The following is a 22,752-nucleotide window of genomic DNA, read 5'->3' on the forward strand; positions in this document are numbered from 1 at the left end:
TGAGAGAAACTTATTATATACTTAAAAAGTTGCTTGAGAAAGTGAACAAAATGATCTTTGAAAACTAAACAAGACAAAACGTACCTGTTAATTCAAAGTTTTAAATAAATCGCACAGCGATGTGCGTAGTCAGTCAAACTACTTTATCGGAGAGTTTGATCCTGGCTCAGGACGAACGCTGGCGGCGTGCCTAATACATGCAAGTCGAGCGGACAGATGGGAGCTTGCTCCCTGATGTTAGCGGCGGACGGGTGAGTAACACGTGGGTAACCTGCCTGTAAGACTGGGATAACTCCGGGAAACCGGGGCTAATACCGGATGGTTGTTTGAACCGCATGGTTCAGACATAAAAGGTGGCTTCGGCTACCACTTACAGATGGACCCGCGGCGCATTAGCTAGTTGGTGAGGTAACGGCTCACCAAGGCGACGATGCGTAGCCGACCTGAGAGGGTGATCGGCCACACTGGGACTGAGACACGGCCCAGACTCCTACGGGAGGCAGCAGTAGGGAATCTTCCGCAATGGACGAAAGTCTGACGGAGCAACGCCGCGTGAGTGATGAAGGTTTTCGGATCGTAAAGCTCTGTTGTTAGGGAAGAACAAGTGCCGTTCAAATAGGGCGGCACCTTGACGGTACCTAACCAGAAAGCCACGGCTAACTACGTGCCAGCAGCCGCGGTAATACGTAGGTGGCAAGCGTTGTCCGGAATTATTGGGCGTAAAGGGCTCGCAGGCGGTTTCTTAAGTCTGATGTGAAAGCCCCGGCTCAACCGGGAGGGTCATTGGAAACTGGGGAACTTGAGTGCAGAAGAGGAGGAATTCCACGTGTAGCGGTGAAATGCGTAGAGATGTGGAGGAACACCAGTGGCGAAGGCGACTCTCTGGTCTGTAACTGACGCTGAGGAGCGAAAGCGTGGGGAGCGAACAGGATTAGATACCCTGGTAGTCCACGCCGTAAACGATGAGTGCTAAGTGTTAGGGGGGTTTCCGCCCCTTAGTGCTGCAGCTAACGCATTAAGCACTCCGCCTGGGGAGTACGGTCGCAAGACTGAAACTCAAAGGAATTGACGGGGGCCCGCACAAGCGGTGGAGCATGTGGTTTAATTCGAAGCAACGCGAAGAACCTTACCAGGTCTTGACATCCTCTGACAATCCTAGAGATAGGACGTCCCCTTCGGGGGGCAGAGTGACAGGTGGTGCATGGTTGTCGTCAGCTCGTGTCGTGAGATGTTGGGTTAAGTCCCGCAACGAGCGCAACCCTTGATCTTAGTTGCCAGCATTCAGTTGGGCACTCTAAGGTGACTGCCGGTGACAAACCGGAGGAAGGTGGGGATGACGTCAAATCATCATGCCCCTTATGACCTGGGCTACACACGTGCTACAATGGACAGAACAAAGGGCAGCGAAACCGCGAGGTTAAGCCAATCCCACAAATCTGTTCTCAGTTCGGATCGCAGTCTGCAACTCGACTGCGTGAAGCTGGAATCGCTAGTAATCGCGGATCAGCATGCCGCGGTGAATACGTTCCCGGGCCTTGTACACACCGCCCGTCACACCACGAGAGTTTGTAACACCCGAAGTCGGTGAGGTAACCTTTATGGAGCCAGCCGCCGAAGGTGGGACAGATGATTGGGGTGAAGTCGTAACAAGGTAGCCGTATCGGAAGGTGCGGCTGGATCACCTCCTTTCTAAGGATTTTAACGGAATATAAGACCGTGGGTCTTATAAACAGAACGTTCCCTGTCTTGTTTAGTTTTGAAGGATTATTCCTTCAAAACATAGGAACACCTGCTAAATGCTCCACTTCCTGTGGCAACGCATGTGTTAGCATGTCCTATGCGTTGTTCTTTGAAAACTAGATAACAGAAGTAATTCACATTCAATTAGTAATGCAAGATATCACGTAGTGATTCTTTTTAACGGTTAAGTTAGAAAGGGCGCACGGTGGATGCCTTGGCACTAGGAGCCGATGAAGGACGGGACGAACACCGATATGCTTCGGGGAGCTGTAAGCAAGCTTTGATCCGGAGATTTCCGAATGGGGAAACCCACCACTCGTAATGGAGTGGTATCCATATCTGAATACATAGGATATGAGAAGGCAGACCCGGGGAACTGAAACATCTAAGTACCCGGAGGAAGAGAAAGCAAATGCGATTCCCTGAGTAGCGGCGAGCGAAACGGGACCAGCCCAAACCAAGAGGCTTGCCTCTTGGGGTTGTAGGACACTCTGTACGGAGTTACAAAGGAACGAGGTAGATGAAGAGGTCTGGAAAGGCCCGCCATAGGAGGTAACAGCCCTGTAGTCAAAACTTCGTTCTCTCCTGAGTGGATCCTGAGTACGGCGGAACACGTGAAATTCCGTCGGAATCCGGGAGGACCATCTCCCAAGGCTAAATACTCCCTAGTGACCGATAGTGAACCAGTACCGTGAGGGAAAGGTGAAAAGCACCCGGAAGGGGAGTGAAAGAGATCCTGAAACCGTGTGCCTACAAGTAGTCAGAGCCCGTTAACGGGTGATGGCGTGCCTTTTGTAGAATGAACCGGCGAGTTACGATCCCGTGCAAGGTTAAGCAGAAGATGCGGAGCCGCAGCGAAAGCGAGTCTGAATAGGGCGAATTGAGTACGTGGTCGTAGACCCGAAACCAGGTGATCTACCCATGTCCAGGGTGAAGTTCAGGTAACACTGAATGGAGGCCGAACCCACGCACGTTGAAAAGTGCGGGGATGAGGTGTGGTAGGGTGAAATGCCAATCGAACCTGGAGATAGCTGGTTCTCTCCGAAATAGCTTTAGGGCTAGCCTCAAGGTAAGAGTCTCGGAGGTAGAGCACTGATTGGACTAGGGGCCCCTACCGGGTTACCGAATTCAGTCAAACTCCGAATGCCGATGACTTATCCTTGGGAGTCAGACTGCGAGTGATAAGATCCGTAGTCGAAAGGGAAACAGCCCAGACCGCCAGCTAAGGTCCCAAAGTATACGTTAAGTGGAAAAGGATGTGGAGTTGCTTAGACAACCAGGATGTTGGCTTAGAAGCAGCCACCATTTAAAGAGTGCGTAATAGCTCACTGGTCGAGTGACTCTGCGCCGAAAATGTACCGGGGCTAAACGTATCACCGAAGCTGCGGACTGTTCTTCGAACAGTGGTAGGAGAGCGTTCTAAGGGCTGTGAAGCAAGACCGGAAGGACTTGTGGAGCGCTTAGAAGTGAGAATGCCGGTATGAGTAGCGAAAGAGGGGTGAGAATCCCCTCCACCGAATGCCTAAGGTTTCCTGAGGAAGGCTCGTCCGCTCAGGGTTAGTCGGGACCTAAGCCGAGGCCGAAAGGCGTAGGCGATGGATAACAGGTTGATATTCCTGTACCACCTCCTCACCATTTGAGCAATGGGGGGGACGCAGGAGGATAGGGTAAGCGCGGTATTGGATATCCGCGTCCAAGCAGTTAGGCTGGGAAATAGGCAAATCCGTTTCCCGTGAAGGCTGAGCTGTGATGGCGAGCGAATTATAGTAGCGAAGTTCCTGATTCCACACTGCCAAGAAAAGCCTCTAGCGAGGTGAGAGGTGCCCGTACCGCAAACCGACACAGGTAGGCGAGGAGAGAATCCTAAGGTGATCGAGAGAACTCTCGTTAAGGAACTCGGCAAAATGACCCCGTAACTTCGGGAGAAGGGGTGCTCTGTTAGGGTGCAAGCCCGAGAGAGCCGCAGTGAATAGGCCCAGGCGACTGTTTAGCAAAAACACAGGTCTCTGCGAAGCCGCAAGGCGAAGTATAGGGGCTGACGCCTGCCCGGTGCTGGAAGGTTAAGAGGAGCGCTTAGCGTAAGCGAAGGTGCGAATTGAAGCCCCAGTAAACGGCGGCCGTAACTATAACGGTCCTAAGGTAGCGAAATTCCTTGTCGGGTAAGTTCCGACCCGCACGAAAGGCGCAACGATCTGGGCACTGTCTCAACGAGAGACTCGGTGAAATTATAGTACCTGTGAAGATGCAGGTTACCCGCGACAGGACGGAAAGACCCCGTGGAGCTTTACTGCAGCCTGATATTGAATGTTGGTACAGCTTGTACAGGATAGGTAGGAGCCTTGGAAACCGGAGCGCCAGCTTCGGTGGAGGCATCGGTGGGATACTACCCTGGCTGTATTGACCTTCTAACCCGCCGCCCTTATCGGGCGGGGAGACAGTGTCAGGTGGGCAGTTTGACTGGGGCGGTCGCCTCCTAAAAGGTAACGGAGGCGCCCAAAGGTTCCCTCAGAATGGTTGGAAATCATTCGCAGAGTGTAAAGGCACAAGGGAGCTTGACTGCGAGACCTACAAGTCGAGCAGGGACGAAAGTCGGGCTTAGTGATCCGGTGGTTCCGCATGGAAGGGCCATCGCTCAACGGATAAAAGCTACCCCGGGGATAACAGGCTTATCTCCCCCAAGAGTCCACATCGACGGGGAGGTTTGGCACCTCGATGTCGGCTCATCGCATCCTGGGGCTGTAGTCGGTCCCAAGGGTTGGGCTGTTCGCCCATTAAAGCGGTACGCGAGCTGGGTTCAGAACGTCGTGAGACAGTTCGGTCCCTATCCGTCGCGGGCGCAGGAAATTTGAGAGGAGCTGTCCTTAGTACGAGAGGACCGGGATGGACGCACCGCTGGTGTACCAGTTGTTCTGCCAAGGGCATCGCTGGGTAGCTATGTGCGGACGGGATAAGTGCTGAAAGCATCTAAGCATGAAGCCCCCCTCAAGATGAGATTTCCCATTCCGCAAGGAAGTAAGATCCCTGAAAGATGATCAGGTTGATAGGTCTGAGGTGGAAGTGTGGCGACACATGGAGCTGACAGATACTAATCGATCGAGGACTTAACCAATTTGAATGTATACTTACTGTTATCTAGTTTTGAGAGAACACTCTCAATGGTTTGGTGGCGATAGCGAAGAGGTCACACCCGTTCCCATGCCGAACACGGAAGTTAAGCTCTTCAGCGCCGATGGTAGTCGGGGGTTTCCCCCTGTGAGAGTAGGACGCCGCCAAGCTATCATTTCGGTAAAGGCAGCTCATCATGAGCTGCCTTTTTTGTGTTTTTCTGCATACGTTATATAATATGAGAAACGTAACGATATGCCTTTTTGCAAAAGCAGGTTTTATGCTTGTGCAAAGTGGAAATAATAGAGATAGAGCGATACAGTTGAAAAATTTTGCGAAACGCCTTATAGTAAGATTAAAGTCAAATATAGTCAAAGTCAATAAAGGAGGGGGTTGAGTGGGACATAATATTTCTGACATCATTGAACAGTACTTGAAACAAGTATTAGATCAAAATGGCAAAGAAATTTTAGAGATCAAACGCAGTGAAATCGCTGATAAATTTCAATGTGTTCCTTCCCAAATAAATTATGTCATCAACACCAGATTTACAAGTGAAAGAGGATATATTGTTGAAAGTAAACGGGGAGGCGGCGGTTATATTCGTATTATCAAAGTTAAAATGAATAACGAAGTCGTCCTCATCAATAATATTATTTCGCAGATTCATACCCACTTGTCCCAGGCAGCCTCTGATGACATTATTCTCAGACTGTTAGAGGACGGAGTTATTTCGGAAAGAGAAGCTAAAATGATGGTGAGTGTAATGGATCGTTCAGTTCTATATATTGATTTGCCCGAACGGGATGAACTAAGAGCCAGAATGATGAAAGCAATGCTCACATCTTTAAAACTAAAGTAAGCGGGTGAAAAGATTGATTTGTCAAGAATGCAATGAGAGACCGGCCACTTTTCACTTTACGAAAGTTGTTAATGGAGAAAAGCAAGAAGTTCATATTTGTGAACAATGTGCAAAAGAAAATAGCGATTCATACAGTATAAGTGGAAACCAAGGGTTCTCGATTCATAATTTATTATCAGGGCTGCTGAATATGGAGTCCTCATTTCAAAACACCGGTTCTCAAATGTTCGGCTACTCAGAGCAAGGGACAGCTTGTAAGAAATGCGGTATGACGTTTCAGCAGCTGAGAAAAACAGGGCGTTTCGGCTGTGCGGAATGTTACGATACGTTCTACAGCCAAATTACGCCGATCTTGCGAAAAGTTCACAGCGGGAATACGGTGCATGCCGGGAAAATTCCAAAACGAATAGGCGGAAACCTGCATGTAAGACGGCAAATGGAAATGTTAAAAAAAGAACTTGAATCTTTAATACACCACGAGGAGTTTGAAAGAGCAGCGGAGGTCAGGGATCAGATCCGATCGTTAGAGCAGGAATTAAAAAGTACAGACAGTGAGGGGGAACAAGGGTAATGTCGCTCAAGCATTTTATTCAGGACGCACTAAGCAATTGGATGAAGCAAAAGGGACCTGAAAGTGACATTGTACTCAGCAGCCGTATACGGTTGGCCCGAAACTTTGAAAATATAAAGTTTCCCGCCCGGTATACGAATGAAGAAGCCTCATCCATCATTCAGCAATTCGAAGATCATTTTTCAGGTAAGGAACTGCCTGATATCGGTCAATTTCATTTAATCAGAATGAGTGAAGCTCAGCCTTTGGAAAAACGGGTGCTGATGGAGAAACATCTGATCAGCCCGAATTTAACGGAATCTCCTTTTGGCGGCTGTCTGCTTTCTGAAAATGAAGAAGTCAGCATTATGTTAAATGAAGAAGATCATATCAGAATTCAATGCCTCTTCCCCGGCTTCCAGCTTCTCAACGCCATAAAAGCGGCAAACCAGGTTGATGACTGGATTGAGGAGAAAGTGGATTACGCCTTTGGAGAGAAGAGAGGGTACTTAACAAGCTGTCCTACAAATGTAGGGACGGGACTAAGGGCTTCAGTCATGATGCATTTGCCGGGCCTTGTATTAACTAGGCAAATGAATCGAATTATACCGGCAATTAACCAATTAGGCTTAGTTGTTAGAGGAATTTACGGTGAAGGCAGCGAAGCATTAGGAAATATCTTTCAAATTTCAAATCAAATCACACTCGGAAAATCAGAACAGGACATTGTAGATGATTTAAACAGTGTGGCTGCCCAGCTGATTGAGCAGGAACGTTCAGCCCGAGAAGCGCTTTACCAAACCTCGAAAATTTAATTGGAGGACCGGGTATTCAGATCTTACGGCGTTTTATCCAACTGCCGTATGATTGAATCAAAGGAAACGGCGAAATGCCTTTCTGACGTTCGGCTGGGGATAGATCTGGGGATCATTAAAGGGCTATCAAGCAATATACTTAATGAACTGATGATTTTGACACAGCCGGGTTTTCTCCAGCAATATTCGGGCGGTGCATTACGGCCGAACGAAAGAGACGCGAGAAGAGCGGCTCTTATCAGGGAAAGGCTGCATTTAGAAATGAGTGCAAATAGACAGGAGGATGATTCGATATGATGTTTGGAAGGTTTACAGAGCGAGCTCAAAAGGTATTGGCACTGGCACAGGAAGAAGCACTGCGCTTAGGCCATACAAATATCGGAACTGAACATATACTATTAGGGTTAGTCCGTGAAGGTGAAGGGATCGCATTTAAAGCTTTAGAAGCTCTTGGCCTTAATTCAGATAAAATGCAGAAAGAAGTGGAAAGTTTGATCGGTCGAGGGCAGGAAAGTGCCACCTCTGTTCCTCATTACACACCTCGAGCCAAAAAGGTAATAGAGCTATCAATGGATGAAGCCAGAAAGCTAGGACATTCTTATGTGGGAACAGAACACATACTTCTCGGATTGATTCGTGAAGGAGAAGGCGTGGCGGCGAGAGTTCTGAATAATCTCGGTGTCAGCTTGAATAAAGCGAGACAGCAAGTGCTGCAGCTTCTGGGAAGCAATGAGACGGGATCTTCTGCATCCGGTACCAACAGCAATGCAAACACGCCGACGCTTGACAGTCTGGCGCGTGATTTAACTGCGATTGCGAAGGAAGACAGTCTTGATCCGGTTATCGGGCGAAGCAAAGAAATTCAGCGTGTTATTGAGGTATTAAGCCGCAGAACGAAAAATAATCCCGTTCTTATCGGAGAACCGGGTGTAGGTAAAACTGCGATTGCTGAAGGCCTTGCACAGCAGATCATCAATAATGAAGTGCCGGAAATATTACGTGATAAACGCGTAATGACGTTAGACATGGGTACGGTTGTAGCCGGTACGAAATACCGCGGAGAATTTGAAGACCGCTTGAAAAAAGTAATGGATGAAATACGTCAGGCCGGCAATATTATTTTATTCATTGACGAACTGCATACACTGATCGGAGCGGGGGGAGCAGAAGGTGCGATTGATGCATCGAATATCTTAAAACCTTCACTGGCCCGCGGAGAGCTTCAATGCATCGGTGCCACAACGCTTGATGAATACCGTAAATATATCGAAAAAGACGCGGCTCTCGAGCGCCGTTTCCAGCCGATTCAGGTGGATCAGCCGTCAGCCGATGAAAGCATTCAAATTTTAAAAGGGCTCCGTGACCGCTATGAAGCGCATCACCGCGTATCCATTACCGATGAAGCGATCGAAGCCGCGGTTAAATTGTCCGACCGTTATATTTCTGACCGCTTCCTTCCGGATAAAGCGATCGATTTAATTGATGAAGCCGGTTCAAAAGTGCGTCTCCGTTCTTTCACAACGCCTCCGAACTTAAAAGAGCTTGAGCAGAAACTCGATGAAGTTCGCAAGGAAAAAGACGCTGCCGTTCAGAGCCAGGAGTTTGAAAAAGCGGCTTCCCTTCGTGATACGGAGCAGCGCCTGAGAGAACAGGTGGAAGACACGAAAAAAACCTGGAAAGAAAAACAAGGCCAGGAGAACTCCGAAGTTTCTGTAGAGGATATCGCGATGGTTGTATCCAGCTGGACCGGGGTGCCCGTATCTAAAATTGCCCAAACGGAAACAGATAAGCTTCTCAATATGGAAAGCATTCTGCATTCCCGCGTCATCGGCCAGGATGAAGCCGTTGTAGCCGTGGCAAAGGCTGTCAGACGTGCAAGAGCCGGACTGAAGGACCCGAAACGTCCGATTGGTTCATTCATCTTCTTAGGCCCTACAGGCGTTGGGAAGACAGAGCTGGCAAGAGCGCTGGCGGAATCCATTTTCGGTGATGAGGAAGCGATGATCAGAGTGGATATGTCCGAATACATGGAGAAACACTCGACTTCACGTCTTGTCGGTTCTCCTCCGGGATATGTCGGCTATGATGAAGGCGGCCAGCTGACAGAAAAAGTGAGAAGAAAACCTTACTCTGTCGTATTGCTTGATGAAATTGAAAAAGCGCACCCTGATGTGTTTAACATTCTCCTGCAAGTGCTTGAAGACGGACGCTTGACTGATTCAAAAGGACGCACTGTGGATTTCCGCAACACGATCCTGATTATGACGTCAAACGTCGGGGCGAGCGAGCTGAAGCGCAACAAATATGTGGGCTTCAATGTCCAGGATGAATCACAAAACCATAAAGATATGAAAGACAAAGTCATGGGAGAGCTGAAGCGTGCCTTCAGACCTGAGTTTATCAACCGGATTGACGAAATTATCGTCTTCCACTCCCTTGAGAAAAAACATCTTACAGACATCGTGTCGCTTATGTCTGATCAGTTAACAAAACGTCTGAAAGAACAAGATCTCTCTATCGAGCTGACGGATGCTGCAAAAGCAAAAGTAGCAGAAGAGGGCGTCGATTTGGAATACGGCGCACGTCCGTTAAGAAGAGCGATTCAAAAGCATGTGGAGGACCGGTTATCAGAAGAACTCCTCAGAGGCAATATTGATAAAGGCCAGCACATTGTTCTTGATGTTGAGGACGGCGAATTTGTCGTAAAAACAACTGCTAAAACCGATGCTTAAAATGTTATTAAATTAAATATGAGAAGACGTGCAGCTAATCTTGCACGTCTTTTTTAAAAGGTAAAGTTATTATTAAGTGTTAGATCGTTAGCACAAGGTTTAAGTGTGTGAACATACGAAACCATCAGTCAGTAAATAGGAAGCGAGGCATAGAAGCACTAATCTGAAAATAGAATTTTGTGATAATTGTTGCGATTTAATTGGAAATATATTATAATTTTATTGTATCAAATTACAGGGAGGTAAAAATATGTCAGAAAAGCAGATTGAAAGAACCATTAGAGCATGGAAAGATCCTGAATTTAGAAAAACTTTATCGGATGTAGCAGATCATCCATCTGGGTCTATTGAAGCTCGCCAATTATCAATGCTTGGTAGTGAGGATAATGTTAACCCTATGACAACCCCAGTTAGTCCTGCACCAACTGTAGTTATTCGAGTAAGTTTGAAAGTCTGTCCTACATTTAAAATAAAATGTAAAGTTTAAAACTTACTTAAAAAGAGGGCTCGTGGAGTCCTCTTTTTTGAGAGGAGAATGTACATATGTCTGATTTATTTGATGAATTCAAAAATGGTTCATATATAAGTGAGAGAATTCCGGATAGAGGTATCGAAATCATCCATGACCAATATGAAAAATGGGTATTAACTTCAGGTTTAAAAAAAGAAGCATTTGAAGAGAAAATAGAGAAATATTATAAGGGTTTCAACATTTTTAGTAAGATAATTTCTTCCAGATGTGATTTTGAAATTAGTGATAGATTGTGGATAGATAGGTTAAATGAAATTTTTAAAGAAACTTGTAAATATAATGGTAACCATTCCTATAAACAATCAGTTTTTTACTACTTTACTTATCCATTTTTAGATTGGGCTCTACAAAAAATAGACTTTGAATTCAAACATATCTTCGACTATAGTTACATTAACGCGGTAAAGTTACGTGGTTCTTTAATAAACGCAATACAAGAAAACCTGGATTCACTAGTTTCAAGAACTCTTATACTTGATCTAAATATTGAAAGGTTAAAAGGAAACTTAGTTGGAAAAACCTCAGATGAAAGGTATCATTCCTATTCAAAAAAATTTTTAGAGAGTCCAAAAGAAATCTTAAAAGTATTGAAAGAGTATTCAGTTTTAGCGAGATTGATTGTAAGCTCTGTTGAAAAAAATATAAATAATTTTAAAGAGACCTTATCACGTTACATTAGTGATAGACGTGATCTTATAGAGAAAAAGTTCATTTCAGATAGCGTTCTTGTTTCTTTAGATAAGGGATTGGGTGATGATCATAATAATGGTAGAAGTATAATGTGTTTAAAATTTGATAACGGTCATAAACTCATCTATAAACCAAGATCATTACATATGGATAAGAAATTTGAAGAACTTATTACATGGATTAATCAAAAAAATTTTCAACCTGAATTAAAATATGCTAAGTCAATTGATAAAAAGAGCTACGGATGGCAGAAATTTATTAATTATAGAGCATGTAATAAAGAAAAAGACATCGAATTATTTTATGAACGGCAAGGTGCATATACTGCCTTATTATATATACTTAATGCTACAGATTTCCATTTGGAAAACATGATTGCCCATTCTGCTTATCCTATTTTAGTTGACCTTGAATCGCTCTTCCAAAATAAGATTGAACATAAAAGTTATAATGTAGTTGATGAATTAGCTTGGGATAAAATTAATAATTCAGTGATTTTAACAGGGATGTTACCTGTTAGTAATTATACGGGTGTTGAATTTGATTTAAGTGGAATTGGAGGAAGTGGAAACCAAGAACTTCCTTTTGAATCGTTTGATTTTCAAAATGTTGGAACAGATAATATGAAGCTTGTTAAAACAAAACAAGAGTATAAAGGTTCTCAAAATCAACCACTTACTTCAAATGACGCGATTCAGCCTAGTAAATACATAAACTCAATTATTAAAGGCTTTACATCCTTATATAATTTGTTTAAAGAAAACAAAAAAGAACTCTTAAATGAAGATGGGCCTATTGAAGCTTTTAAAGACGTACATTTTAGATTTATTTATCGGAATACAGCGACTTATGCTGAGTTCTTAGAATGGAGTTTACATCCTGATTATTTAATGAACGGTTTAGATAGAAGTCTACTTTTTGAAAATATATGGAATAAAAAATATCTTCGAAATTTAGATATTATATTCAGTGAATATAATGATTTATTAAACCATGATATACCTTACTTTTATGCAGGTATTAATTCAAAAGATTTAATTACATCAAGAGGAGAAAGAATTTCACATTTTTTTGAGAAAGAGTCTTTAACTATAGTAAAAGAAAGAATAAAACAACTTAGTACAAAGGATTGCAAGCATCAAATTGAATTTATAAGACAGTGTTTTTCTAATTTAAGTGAAACCCAATCCAATTTAAAATACAGCGAGAATTTAGAAAAAAGTGTAGGTAAAACTCTTCCAGAATTAATAGGTGATTTTCTTATAAGCAAGTCCATTACAGACGTTGATAATAATTTTGTAACTTTTATTTCAAAAAAACAAATAGATAGTGAAAAGTTCATATTATCTCCGATAGATGAAAGTTTGTATGAGGGCCTTTTAGGCATCGGTTTATTTTTTCTTTACTTAAATAGACAATATAATAAAGATGAATATAAAAATATGGCACTGAGGTGTATAAATAGTGCGAAAATTAAAATTCACGAGAACGACAATATTTCAGCGTTTTATGGATTATGCTCATACTTATATGTTCTTAACCATTACATTTACTTTTTTCCTGAAAAAAAGAGAGAATTTGCTGAAGATATAAAGATGATTCTTAATAAACTTGATTCTTTTAAACATAATTATAATGATGAACTTGATTTTATAGGTGGTTATGCAGGATCTATCATTGTTCTATTGAATATCTACTGTACATTACGTATAGAAGATGCACTGAGTTTGGCAAAATCTTTTGGTAACTTTGTTCTTGAGTATATAGACAGTAGTATTGAAAAAGATGAGTTTAAAATGCTTACAGGAATTTCTCATGGTGCCTCGGGTATTGCTTTAGCTCTAAAAAAGCTTGAAGACGTTACCGGAGATAAGATCTATGAAAATTACATCAATATGTTAATAGAATACGAGGATTACTATTATTCAAAAGAAAAGAAAAATTGGAGAGATTTAAGGAATCTAAATAATGAATATCAAAATTTCTGGTGCCATGGAGCACCTGGCATCTTATTAGCTAGAAGTAATATGAATTTAAATTTTGACGGTGCAGAACAAAAAATAATAATAGATAAGTTATTATCTAAAAAATATAAAGATATAACTCTATGTCATGGGAAGTTAGGAGTTCAATTGATAATTTTGGAATTAGCAAAAAAACAAAACAATCAAACGTTAATTCATTTAGTATCTGATACTATAGAGGAAATAGAAAGGTCTCTGAATTTAAATAGTATTAAACAAAAATTTGAACTAGACTTTGGATTAATGACAGGAGCTGCAGGAGTAGGATATGCCCTACTTTATGGAAATGACTTTTTAGGTATGCCGAACATCCTTACCTTAGAGCAACCTATATTGTAGCCTTCTATATTTAGAAGGCTTACAAAATTCAAATTTGTGGTGATATTGTGAAACAAGTTTACAAGTTATTAAAGGTTATAGAATTACCGAAATATGTATTGATGATATGTTTACTATTGAGTTTACTAGAGACAGCATTTAGCTTATCAATACCACTTCTTACAAGGGAGTTGGTGGATAGTTTTTCAAAAGGTCTTGATTTTACTAAGATTATTGTTTTAACTCTAGTATTACTATTCCAAACCTTTCTTTCAGGTATTTTATTGTATCTCTTGAACCGCATTGGACAAAAAGTAGTCAAATCTATACGGGTGAAGGGTATCAAAAAAATATTCACTTTTAATATGGGTTTTTTTGAGAAAAACAAATCTGGGGATATTATAAGCAAAATAACTAATGATACCTTAATTATTAAAGATTTCTTTGGAAGCGATTTAATATCTTTTATATCTGGTATTATAGCTGTTATTGGTTCGATAATAATATTGATAGTTTTGGATTGGAGATTAACTTTAGTTTTAATTGTATCAATACCTTTAATATCATTATTTTTATTACCAATGGGCGGAAAAGTTCTTTCGATATCCCAGAGACAACAACATTATGTGGGATCTTTAACATCTTTTTTGAACCGAGTTTTGGATAATATTAAATTAATAAAGATATCCAATACAGAAAGCCATGAAGAAAAAAAAGGTATTGAAAATGCTACACACATCTATAGAGAGTCAATAAAAGAAGCGAAAATTTTTTCTATATTAACGCCACTGATTAGTTTAGTTTTAATGCTGATTATTGTTAGTATAATTATGTATGGGGGTTATAGAGTTTCATCACATACTTTAACAAGCGGGGATTTGATGGCGTTTATAATGTATTTGATTCAAATAATAATTCCTGTGAGTTCTATTGGGGAGTTTTTTGTTACTTATAAAAAGTCATTAGGGGCAATTAACAGAGTTAATGATCTAATATTCAATAAAGAAGTAGAAAAAAAAGAAGGGCTGAAATACAGCGAACCTAATACCAACATACTTTTTAAAAATGTAAGTTTTAGCTATAACGAGGAGAAGGAAACTTTAAAAGATATATCCTTTAGTTTGAAACCAGGTACTGTTACAGCCTTAGTTGGCCCCAGTGGAGCAGGAAAAACCACTATATTTTCCCTGTTAGAGCGTTTATATGAGCCTAAAAATGGAGGGATTTTTTTAAATAATAAATTAATTTCTGAATATGAATTACAAGAGTGGAGAAAACAAATTGGTTATGTAACTCAGGAGACTCCAATAATCGATGGAACCATACTAGACAATATATTATACGGAACAAAGGGTGATTTTACAAAGGAACAAATAGATAGTGTTCTTGAAAGAACGTATTTAAAAAAAGATGTTGGAGGTTTCTCTAAGGGAATACACACTGAAGTTGGAGAAAAGGGGATGAAATTGTCTGCTGGACAAAGACAAAGAATTGCAATAGCTCGGGTAATTCTTAGAGATCCCAAACTATTATTGTTGGATGAAGCAACATCGAATCTAGATAGTCATTCAGAGGAAATAATCAAAAAAACTCTAGACTACTTAATGGGGGAGAAAACTAGTTTGGTTATTGCGCATAGATTATCTACAATATTAACTGCGGACAATATCATTATACTAGAAAATGGTCGTGTTTCTGGGTCAGGTACTCATAAAGATCTATATGAAATGCATCCTTTATATAAAAGGTTAGTAGATCTACAGTTTGACCTATCGGAGGTTAAGTAGATTTAATGAAAACTATAGAGTTAATACAAAACGCTGATTTATATCAAAAGTGGGGATGGGCTGTAGATTTAGTAACAGACAATGGGAAAACCTTTTATTCAGAAAAAGGGAGTCAAGATGTTAAAATAGCAATTATAGATAGCGGTATTGATACGGATCATCCAGATTTAAAAGAGAACATTCTTTTGGAAAAAGCAATGTCTTTTATAGACGATTCAATTGATGATAAAATTGGTCATGGTACTCAAATTGCTGGAATCATTGCAGCTAATGGAAGATTATTAGGAATCGGTCCTGAGTTAAAAATTATCCCATACAAAGTTATAAGGGATAAGTCTTCAAGTGCAAGTTTTGTATTACAAGCTCTCTATAAGGCATATGATGAAAATGTAGATATAATTAACTTAAGTTTAGGGGCATATAATGCTCTAAAAAACCAGAAAGATTTAGTTGAAATAAGAGAATATAATAAAATTGTTAAGAAACTGTTGGATATGAATACATTTATAGTATCATCCATTGGAAACGATCAACGGAAAGTTTTCAAGTATAATTCAGAATATAAGACGGGCGATTTATATATAATGCCTGCTTCTCTAGACGGTGTTGTAGGTGTAGCCTCTGTAAAGAAAAATATGGATTTAGTTAATTACTCTAATTATGGAGATTGCATAACTATATGTGGCTATGGGGGAGAGTTAGGAGACTCTTGGAATACAAATAAAATTTTTGATATAAGGCAAATGGTTTTAACCACATTTCCGTTAGCTAAAGAACCTTCTGTTATCGGAAAAGCATTGGATCTACCAAGAGGTTATGACCTAACTTATGGAACAAGCATCGCAACTGCTCAAGTTACAGCCACAATAGGATTAATTTTATCAAAATTAAAAAAGAATAAAAAGAAATATGAATTTGAAGATGTATTAAAGCTCCTTATAAGAGGAGCTGTTTCAAACTCTCAAAATTTTAAAGAGGTAAATGAAGCGGGAACTCGAATTGTAAATGCATACAATAGTTTAATGCTTATCGATAACTATTGAATATAATAAAACTACAGATCATTATTCTGTCGTAAAAACAATACACAGCACGAACTTTTTAAAGACATACATATATTACGGTATGTCTTAATTTTATAGTAAGAGGAAGATTCATATATGGCTAAATCAAAAACAAAATTCATCTGCCACTCATGCGGTTATGAATCCGCAAAATGGATGGGAAAGTGCCCGGGCTGCGGGGCTTGGAATACAATGGTGGAAGAAACCATAAAAAAAGCGCCGGCGAATCGGCGGGCGGCTTTCTCCCACTCCGTTCAAACCGTCCAGAAACCATCACCCATTACATCAATTGAAACATCAGAAGAACCCCGCGTTCACACAAAGCTCGAAGAATTCAACAGAGTGCTTGGCGGCGGCGTTGTGAAAGGCTCGTTAGTATTGATCGGCGGCGATCCCGGGATCGGAAAATCAACGCTCCTTCTCCAAGTATCCGCACAATTAGCAGATACAGCCGGCAGCGTGCTTTACATTTCAGGGGAGGAATCCGTGAAGCAAACGAAGCTGCGTGCCGACAGACTTGGAATCAACAGCCAAATGTTACATGTTTTATCTGAAACCGATATGGAGTATATTTCGTCTGCTATACAAGAGATGAAACCCGCATTTGTTGTCGTAGACTCCATTCAGACCGTTTACCAAAGTGATATCACCTCAGCTCCCGGCAGTGTATCGCAAGTAAGAGAGTGTACGGCCGAATTGATGAAAATCGCGAAAACAAACGGCATACCTATTTTTATCGTCGGACACGTCACAAAAGAAGGATCGATCGCAGGGCCGAGATTGCTTGAGCACATGGTCGATACCGTTCTATACTTTGAAGGAGAGCGGCACCATACATTCCGTATTTTGCGGGCTGTAAAAAACCGGTTCGGCTCAACAAATGAAATGGGCATCTTTGAAATGCGGGAAGAGGGGCTTACGGAAGTGCTGAACCCTTCTGAAATTTTCTTGGAAGAGCGTTCTGCCGGGGCATCGGGCTCGAGTATCGTTGCGTCAATGGAAGGAACGAGACCGATCCTGGTTGAAATCCAGGCGCTCATATCACCGACCAGTTTTGGAAACCCGCGCCGTATGGCTACAGGCATTGACCACAACAGGGTGTCGTTAATTATGGCTGTGCTTGAGAAGCGGGTGGGTCTTTTGCTTCAAAATCAAGATGCATATTTAAAGGTCGCCGGCGGGGTCAAACTGGATGAACCGGCGATTGATTTGGCAGTAGCCGTCAGCATTGCCTCAAGCTTCAGAGATACACCGCCGAATCCCGCAGATTGCTTTATCGGTGAAGTGGGACTGACAGGAGAAGTCCGCAGGGTGTCAAGAATCGAACAGCGCGTAAAAGAAGCGGCAAAACTCGGCTTCAAGCGCATGATCATACCTGAGGCGAATGCAGACGGGTGGACAATACCAAAAGGGATTGAGGTTGTCGGAGTAGCAAATGTTGCAGAAGCGCTTCGTACTTCATTAGGAGGATCATAATAGATGGAAAAAGAGAAAAAAGGGGCGAAACAAGAGCTTGACCTGTCTGCAATTCTGCAGTTCGTTGCACCGGGCACCCCGCTCAGAGCCGGGATAGAGAATGTACTTCGGGCAAATACAGGCGGCCTGATTGTTGTCGGATACAATGATAAGGTAAAGCAAGTCGTGGATGGCGGTTTTCATATTAATACATCATTTGCGCCCGCTCACTTATACGAGCTGGCCAAAATGGACGGTGCCATTATTTTAAGTGATTCCGGCCAGAAAATTCTTTATGCGAATACGCAGCTTATGCCGGAGGCGACCATTTCTTCTTCAGAAACGGGAATGAGGCACCGTACGGCGGAACGGGTGGCGAAGCAGACCGGCTGTCTCGTCATCGCCATTTCTGAGCGCAGAAATGTCATTACGTTATATCAGGACAGCATGAAGTACACACTAAAGGACATAGGTTTTATTTTAACAAAGGCAAATCAGGCGATTCAAACGCTCGAGAAGTATAAAACCATTTTAGACAAAACGATTACGGCTTTAAACGCATTAGAGTTTGAGGAGCTTGTGACATTCAGTGACGTGCTGTCTGTCATGCATCGGTATGAAATGGTGCTTCGAATAAAAAATGAAATCAATATGTATATTAAAGAACTCGGAACGGAAGGACACTTAATCCGTCTGCAGGTGATTGAACTGATTACGGACATGGAAGAAGAGGCGGCACTTTTCATCAAAGACTATGTCAAAGAAAAAATCAAAGATCCGTTCGTGCTGTTAAAAGAGCTTCAGGATATGTCCAGCTATGATCTGCTTGATGATTCCATTCTGTTTAAACTGCTTGGATATCCGGCTTCTACGAATCTTGATGATTATGTGCTCCCGAGAGGATACAGGCTGCTGAACAAAATTCCGCGTCTGCCGATGCCGATTGTTGAAAATGTGGTTGAGGCGTTCGGATTTTTGCCAAGCATAACGGAAGCCACTGTAGAAGAGCTTGATGATGTCGAGGGTATCGGCGAAGTGCGCGCCCAAAAAATCAAAAAAGGCTTAAAACGCCTTCAGGAAAAACACTATATAGATAGACAGCTTTAAGTATCGCTTAAACCTGTCGGAATCCGGGTATATTATTGTTAGTTTTTGTTTATTCTGAATTTGTAGGCTCTGACAGTCTGCTGAAAAAATGCTACTTAAAAGGAGGTGGAGGTATGTTAAAACGAATAGTTCAGGCGTTCTTCATTATTGTGGGCGGCGTTGTCGGTATCTTTTTAATACCTGAATTGTTTGTGCTGTCAAATATACAGGACATACCTTTAATAACAAACGCATATACGTCTGCTGCAATTGGTGCTATTATCTTTTTTCTCATCAGTATATGGACGACAGAATATGTGATTAATTGGGTAAAATGGATTGAAGATTCTTTGCTGAGAGCTCCGGTGCCGGATCTGTTATTCGGGAGTCTCGGATTGGTTTTTGGACTTATCATCGCATATCTCATTGTAAACGTGATTCCGCTGGACAATATTCCGTACCGTATATTCAGCACCATCATTCCGGTCTTTCTGGCTTTCTTTCTCGGTTATCTGGGCTTCCAAGTCGGATTTAAGAAAAAGGATGAACTGATCAGTCTTTTCTCCATTTCTGCAAGAATGCAGAAGAAAAAGGGAAGTGCTGATGAGGAGCAGGAAGAACAGGATAAAAGGCTGAAAATCTTGGATACAAGTGTTATTATTGATGGGAGAATTGCAGATATTTGTCAGACGGGCTTTTTAGAAGGCGTCATTGTCATTCCTCAATTTGTGCTGGAGGAATTACAGCATATCGCTGATTCTTCAGATGTTTTAAAACGTAACAGAGGACGCCGCGGACTGGATATCTTGAATCGCATTCAAAAGGAACTGGATATTACGGTTGAAATTTATGAAGGCGACTTCGAAGACATTCAGGAGGTTGACAGCAAGCTTGTCAAACTTGCGAAGCTGACATCCGGTGTCGTTGTGACGAATGATTTTAATTTAAATAAAGTATGCGAGCTTCAAAAGGTTGCAGTACTGAATATTAATGACCTTGCAAACGCGGTGAAGCCGGTTGTGCTTCCGGGCGAAGAGATGAATGTGCAGGTGATTAAGGACGGGAAAGAGCATAATCAAGGTGTGGCTTACTTGGATGACGGCACGATGATTGTTGTGGAAGAAGGCCGCAATTATATAGGGAAACATATTGATGTGCTCGTAACCAGCGTACTGCAGACAGCGGCGGGACGAATGATTTTTGCCAAGCCCAAGCTGCTTGAGAAAGCTCTTTAAGAGGGAGTTCATATGGAGTATGTTGTCGTTATTCCGGCTGCCGGACAAGGAAAACGGATGAAAGCCGGGAAAAATAAGCTGTTCATCAGCTTAAAAGGTGCGCCTGTTATTATGCACACACTGCGGGTTTTTGAAAGCCACGCACCCTGTCAGAAAATAATCCTGGTGATAAACGAGAGTGAACGGGAAGATTTTCGCCAGCTGCTGGCCCAATTTCCGATTCAGACGGAAGTTGAGCTTGTTACCGGAGGTGCGGAGCGTCAGCACAGTGTATACGAAGGACTGAAAGTGATTGATAAGGAATCGGTCGTCCTTGTTCATGACGGAGCGCGCCCGTTTGTCACACATCAGCATATCGATAAGCTCGTTGAAACAGCAGAGGAGGCAGGAGCGGCTGTCCTGGCTGTTCCTGTGAAAGACACGATAAAACGGGCGGAAGGCTCCCGGGTTGCGGAGACCTTTGACCGTTCAAGCTTGTGGGCCGTTCAAACGCCGCAAGCTTTTCGTCTTTCTTTATTGAAGACGGCGCATATGGAAGCGGAAAACAAAGGCTTCTTAGGTACGGATGACGCCAGCCTCGTCGAGCGTCTTGATGGATATCAGGTGAGTATCGTTGAAGGCAGCTATACCAATATTAAGCTGACAACGCCGGATGACCTGATATTTGCGGAAGCAATCATGAAAGCGGAAAGTGGGAATCATAATGTTTAGAATCGGACAAGGATTTGATGTGCATCAATTAACGGAAGGCCGTCCTCTCATCATCGGCGGAATTGAAATTCCTTATGAAAAGGGGCTGCTCGGACATTCAGATGCTGATGTATTGCTGCATACAGTCGCAGACGCGTGTCTCGGAGCGGCAGGTGAAGGAGATATCGGCAAACATTTCCCGGATACTGATCTGGAATTCAAGGATGCGGATTCTTTTAAGCTGCTTCAGCATGTCTGGAACATTGTAAAAGAAAAAGGGTACGTACTCGGAAATATAGACTGCACGATTATTGCGCAAAAGCCGAAAATGGCGCCGCATATTGATGCTATGAGAAAACGGATAGCTGAAGGCCTTGAGGCGGACGTCTCTCAAGTAAACGTAAAAGCGACGACGACCGAAAAGCTCGGGTTTACCGGAAGAGCCGAAGGAATTGCCGCTCAGGCAACCGTTCTGATCCAAAAAGCCTGATCATTGTTTTGATGCCGGGTCTATTTGGTGGTAGAATAGATACATATATTCGGCTAGAGGCTACAGACGAGATGAAAGGAAGTATTTGAACATGGGAAATGAAGTACGCGTTCGTTATGCACCGAGTCCGACCGGACATTTGCATATCGGTAACGCCAGAACGGCGCTTTTTAACTATTTATTTGCCCGCAGCCAAGGCGGAAAGTTTATTATCCGGATTGAGGATACGGACAAAAAGCGAAATATTGAAGGCGGAGAGCAAAGCCAGCTCAACTATTTGAAATGGCTCGGCATGGACTGGGATGAAAGTGTGGATGTCGGCGGAGAATACGGCCCGTACCGCCAGTCTGAGCGTAACGACATTTACAAAGAGTACTATGAAGAGCTTCTTGAAAAAGGGCTAGCTTATAAATGTTTCTGTACGGAAGAAGAACTTGAGAAAGAACGTGAAGAGCAAATCGCCCGCGGGGAAATGCCGCGCTATTCCGGCAAACACAGAAACCTGACTCAGGAAGAGCAGGAGCAGTTTTTAGCCGAAGGCAGACAGCCGAGCATCCGTTTCCGCGTGCCGGAAGGGAAAATCATCGCATTTAACGATATCGTAAAAGGCGAGATTTCTTTTGAATCAGACGGCATCGGCGACTTTGTCATCGTCAAAAAAGACGGAACACCGACGTATAACTTTGCTGTCGCGATTGACGATTACTTAATGAAAATGACGCACGTGCTCCGCGGTGAGGATCACATTTCAAATACACCGAAACAGATCATGATTTTCCAGGCATTCGGCTGGGATATTCCTGTCTTCGGACATATGACGCTTATCGTAAACGAAAGCCGCAAAAAATTAAGTAAACGTGATGAATCAATTATCCAGTTTATTGAGCAGTATGATGAGCTGGGTTACCTGCCTGAAGCGCTGTTTAACTTTATCGGACTTCTCGGCTGGTCTCCCGTCGGTGAAGAAGAGCTTTTCACAAGAGAACAATTCATTGAAATTTTTGATGTAAATCGTTTGTCTAAGTCACCGGCTCTGTTTGATATGCATAAACTGAAATGGGTCAACAACCAATACGTCAAAGCGCTGGATCTTGATCAAGTGGTTGAGCTGACCCTGCCGCACCTGCAAAAAGCAGGAAAAGTCGGCACTGAGCTTTCTGCCGAAGAACAGGAATGGGTTCGTAAATTAATCTCTCTTTACCATGAGCAATTGAGCTACGGCGCTGAAATTGTCGAGCTGACTGATTTGTTCTTTAAAGATGAGATCGAGTATAATCAAGAGGCAAAAGCCGTTCTGGAAGAAGAACAGGTGCCTGAAGTGCTCAGCGTATTTGCTGCGAAGCTTGAAGAGCTTGAAGAATTTACGCCTGAGCTGATCAAAGCCTCAATCAAAGCTGTTCAGAAAGAAACAGGCCATAAAGGCAAAAAGCTGTTCATGCCGATTCGTGTAGCGGTTACCGGTCAGACACACGGTCCGGAGCTTCCGCAGGCCATTGAGCTGATCGGCAGAGAAACAGCCGTCAGACGCCTGAAAAGCATTTAAATATACGATTGTTGACAGGGAAGAGTATAAAACA

13 protein-coding genes, 3 rRNA genes, 1 pseudogene and 1 other annotated feature (1 of these 18 running past the window's edge) are annotated in these 22,752 nt (G+C 42.5%); all 17 genes and pseudogenes read left to right on the plus strand.

Annotated elements, in window-relative coordinates:
• The first annotated feature begins 143 nt into the window (after window positions 1-143).
• The 17 genes and pseudogenes from VP472_RS00550 to gltX all read left to right on the plus strand — a co-directional run bounded on the left by VP472_RS00550 (window position 144) and on the right by gltX (window position 22,718).
• Window positions 144-1,689, plus strand: a 16S ribosomal RNA gene (locus VP472_RS00550).
• A gap of 233 nt (window positions 1,690-1,922) precedes the next feature.
• Window positions 1,923-4,849, plus strand: a 23S ribosomal RNA gene (locus VP472_RS00555).
• Between the two features lie 50 nt (window positions 4,850-4,899).
• Window positions 4,900-5,015 (plus strand): 5S ribosomal RNA (gene rrf, locus VP472_RS00560).
• The 16S, 23S and 5S rRNA genes sit together here, the layout of an rRNA operon.
• Before the next feature lie 227 nt (window positions 5,016-5,242).
• A complete protein-coding gene (gene ctsR / locus VP472_RS00565; RefSeq protein WP_016935919.1) occupies window positions 5,243-5,707 on the plus strand; it encodes a transcriptional regulator CtsR in 465 nt (154 codons plus the stop codon).
• A 13-nt stretch (window positions 5,708-5,720) separates the two neighbouring features.
• Window positions 5,721-6,278, plus strand: coding sequence for a protein-arginine kinase activator protein McsA (locus tag VP472_RS00570; RefSeq protein ID WP_003156397.1), 558 nt, complete (start codon window positions 5,721-5,723; stop codon window positions 6,276-6,278).
• Window positions 6,278-7,369: pseudogene (locus VP472_RS00575) on the plus strand (protein arginine kinase). The gene VP472_RS00570 and the pseudogene VP472_RS00575 overlap by 1 nt, the downstream one beginning before the upstream one ends.
• A complete protein-coding gene (gene clpC, locus VP472_RS00580; RefSeq protein ID WP_052587023.1) occupies window positions 7,366-9,804 on the plus strand; it encodes an ATP-dependent protease ATP-binding subunit ClpC in 2,439 nt (812 codons plus the stop codon). The pseudogene VP472_RS00575 and the gene clpC overlap by 4 nt, the downstream one beginning before the upstream one ends.
• Before the next feature lie 250 nt (window positions 9,805-10,054).
• Window positions 10,055-10,291 carry a mersacidin/lichenicidin family type 2 lantibiotic gene (locus VP472_RS00585; RefSeq protein WP_052587026.1) on the plus strand — a complete coding sequence of 79 codons (237 nt, stop codon included), beginning with the start codon at window positions 10,055-10,057 and terminating at the stop codon, window positions 10,289-10,291.
• A 56-nt stretch (window positions 10,292-10,347) separates the two neighbouring features.
• Window positions 10,348-13,389 carry a type 2 lanthipeptide synthetase LanM family protein gene (locus tag VP472_RS00590; protein WP_102421957.1) on the plus strand — a complete coding sequence of 1,014 codons (3,042 nt, stop codon included), beginning with the start codon at window positions 10,348-10,350 and terminating at the stop codon, window positions 13,387-13,389.
• A 47-nt stretch (window positions 13,390-13,436) separates the two neighbouring features.
• Entirely contained in the window at window positions 13,437-15,155 is a 1,719-nt protein-coding gene (locus tag VP472_RS00595; protein ID WP_102421958.1) for an ABC transporter ATP-binding protein, read from the plus strand.
• A 5-nt stretch (window positions 15,156-15,160) separates the two neighbouring features.
• Entirely contained in the window at window positions 15,161-16,198 is a 1,038-nt protein-coding gene (locus tag VP472_RS00600; RefSeq protein WP_052587033.1) for a S8 family serine peptidase, read from the plus strand.
• A gap of 117 nt (window positions 16,199-16,315) precedes the next feature.
• On the plus strand, window positions 16,316-17,695 hold the full coding sequence (gene radA / locus VP472_RS00605) for a DNA repair protein RadA (RefSeq protein ID WP_014416742.1): 1,380 nt from the start codon (window positions 16,316-16,318) through the stop codon (window positions 17,693-17,695).
• 3 nt (window positions 17,696-17,698) lie between these two features.
• Window positions 17,699-18,781, plus strand: a complete 1,083-nt coding sequence (gene disA / locus VP472_RS00610) for a DNA integrity scanning diadenylate cyclase DisA (RefSeq protein ID WP_003156401.1) — start codon at window positions 17,699-17,701, stop codon at window positions 18,779-18,781.
• A 113-nt stretch (window positions 18,782-18,894) separates the two neighbouring features.
• Window positions 18,895-19,995 (plus strand): PIN/TRAM domain-containing protein, encoded by a 1,101-nt coding sequence (locus tag VP472_RS00615; protein ID WP_003156403.1) that lies wholly within the window; start codon window positions 18,895-18,897, stop codon window positions 19,993-19,995.
• Window positions 19,996-20,007: 12 nt separating this feature from the next.
• Window positions 20,008-20,706 carry a 2-C-methyl-D-erythritol 4-phosphate cytidylyltransferase gene (gene ispD / locus VP472_RS00620; protein WP_146275997.1) on the plus strand — a complete coding sequence of 233 codons (699 nt, stop codon included), beginning with the start codon at window positions 20,008-20,010 and terminating at the stop codon, window positions 20,704-20,706.
• On the plus strand, window positions 20,699-21,175 hold the full coding sequence (gene ispF / locus VP472_RS00625) for a 2-C-methyl-D-erythritol 2,4-cyclodiphosphate synthase (protein ID WP_146275999.1): 477 nt from the start codon (window positions 20,699-20,701) through the stop codon (window positions 21,173-21,175). Before ispD ends, ispF begins: the two co-directional genes overlap by 8 nt.
• A 91-nt stretch (window positions 21,176-21,266) precedes the next feature.
• Complete coding sequence (gene gltX, locus VP472_RS00630) at window positions 21,267-22,718, plus strand: glutamate--tRNA ligase (RefSeq protein ID WP_015388783.1); 1,452 nt, start codon at window positions 21,267-21,269, stop codon at window positions 22,716-22,718.
• Between the two features lie 2 nt (window positions 22,719-22,720).
• Window positions 22,721-22,752, plus strand: a binding site (T-box leader); it runs 202 nt beyond the window's last position.

Origin of the sequence: Bacillus sp. MT(2024) (assembly GCF_036362845.1) — a bacterium.
Classification (GTDB): Bacteria; Bacillota; Bacilli; order Bacillales; family Bacillaceae; genus Bacillus; species Bacillus velezensis.

Coding starts and splice junctions, on each gene's coding strand:
- clpC (WP_052587023.1), top strand. CDS start 7,366: ATGATGTTTGGAAGGTTTACAGAGCGAGCTCAAAAGGTATTGGCACTG.
- VP472_RS00585 (WP_052587026.1), top strand. CDS start 10,055: ATGTCAGAAAAGCAGATTGAAAGAACCATTAGAGCATGGAAAGATCCT.
- VP472_RS00590 (WP_102421957.1), top strand. CDS start 10,348: ATGTCTGATTTATTTGATGAATTCAAAAATGGTTCATATATAAGTGAG.
- VP472_RS00600 (WP_052587033.1), top strand. CDS start 15,161: ATGAAAACTATAGAGTTAATACAAAACGCTGATTTATATCAAAAGTGG.
- radA (WP_014416742.1), top strand. CDS start 16,316: ATGGCTAAATCAAAAACAAAATTCATCTGCCACTCATGCGGTTATGAA.
- disA (WP_003156401.1), top strand. CDS start 17,699: ATGGAAAAAGAGAAAAAAGGGGCGAAACAAGAGCTTGACCTGTCTGCA.
- VP472_RS00615 (WP_003156403.1), top strand. CDS start 18,895: ATGTTAAAACGAATAGTTCAGGCGTTCTTCATTATTGTGGGCGGCGTT.
- ispD (WP_146275997.1), top strand. CDS start 20,008: ATGGAGTATGTTGTCGTTATTCCGGCTGCCGGACAAGGAAAACGGATG.
- ispF (WP_146275999.1), top strand. CDS start 20,699: ATGTTTAGAATCGGACAAGGATTTGATGTGCATCAATTAACGGAAGGC.
- gltX (WP_015388783.1), top strand. CDS start 21,267: ATGGGAAATGAAGTACGCGTTCGTTATGCACCGAGTCCGACCGGACAT.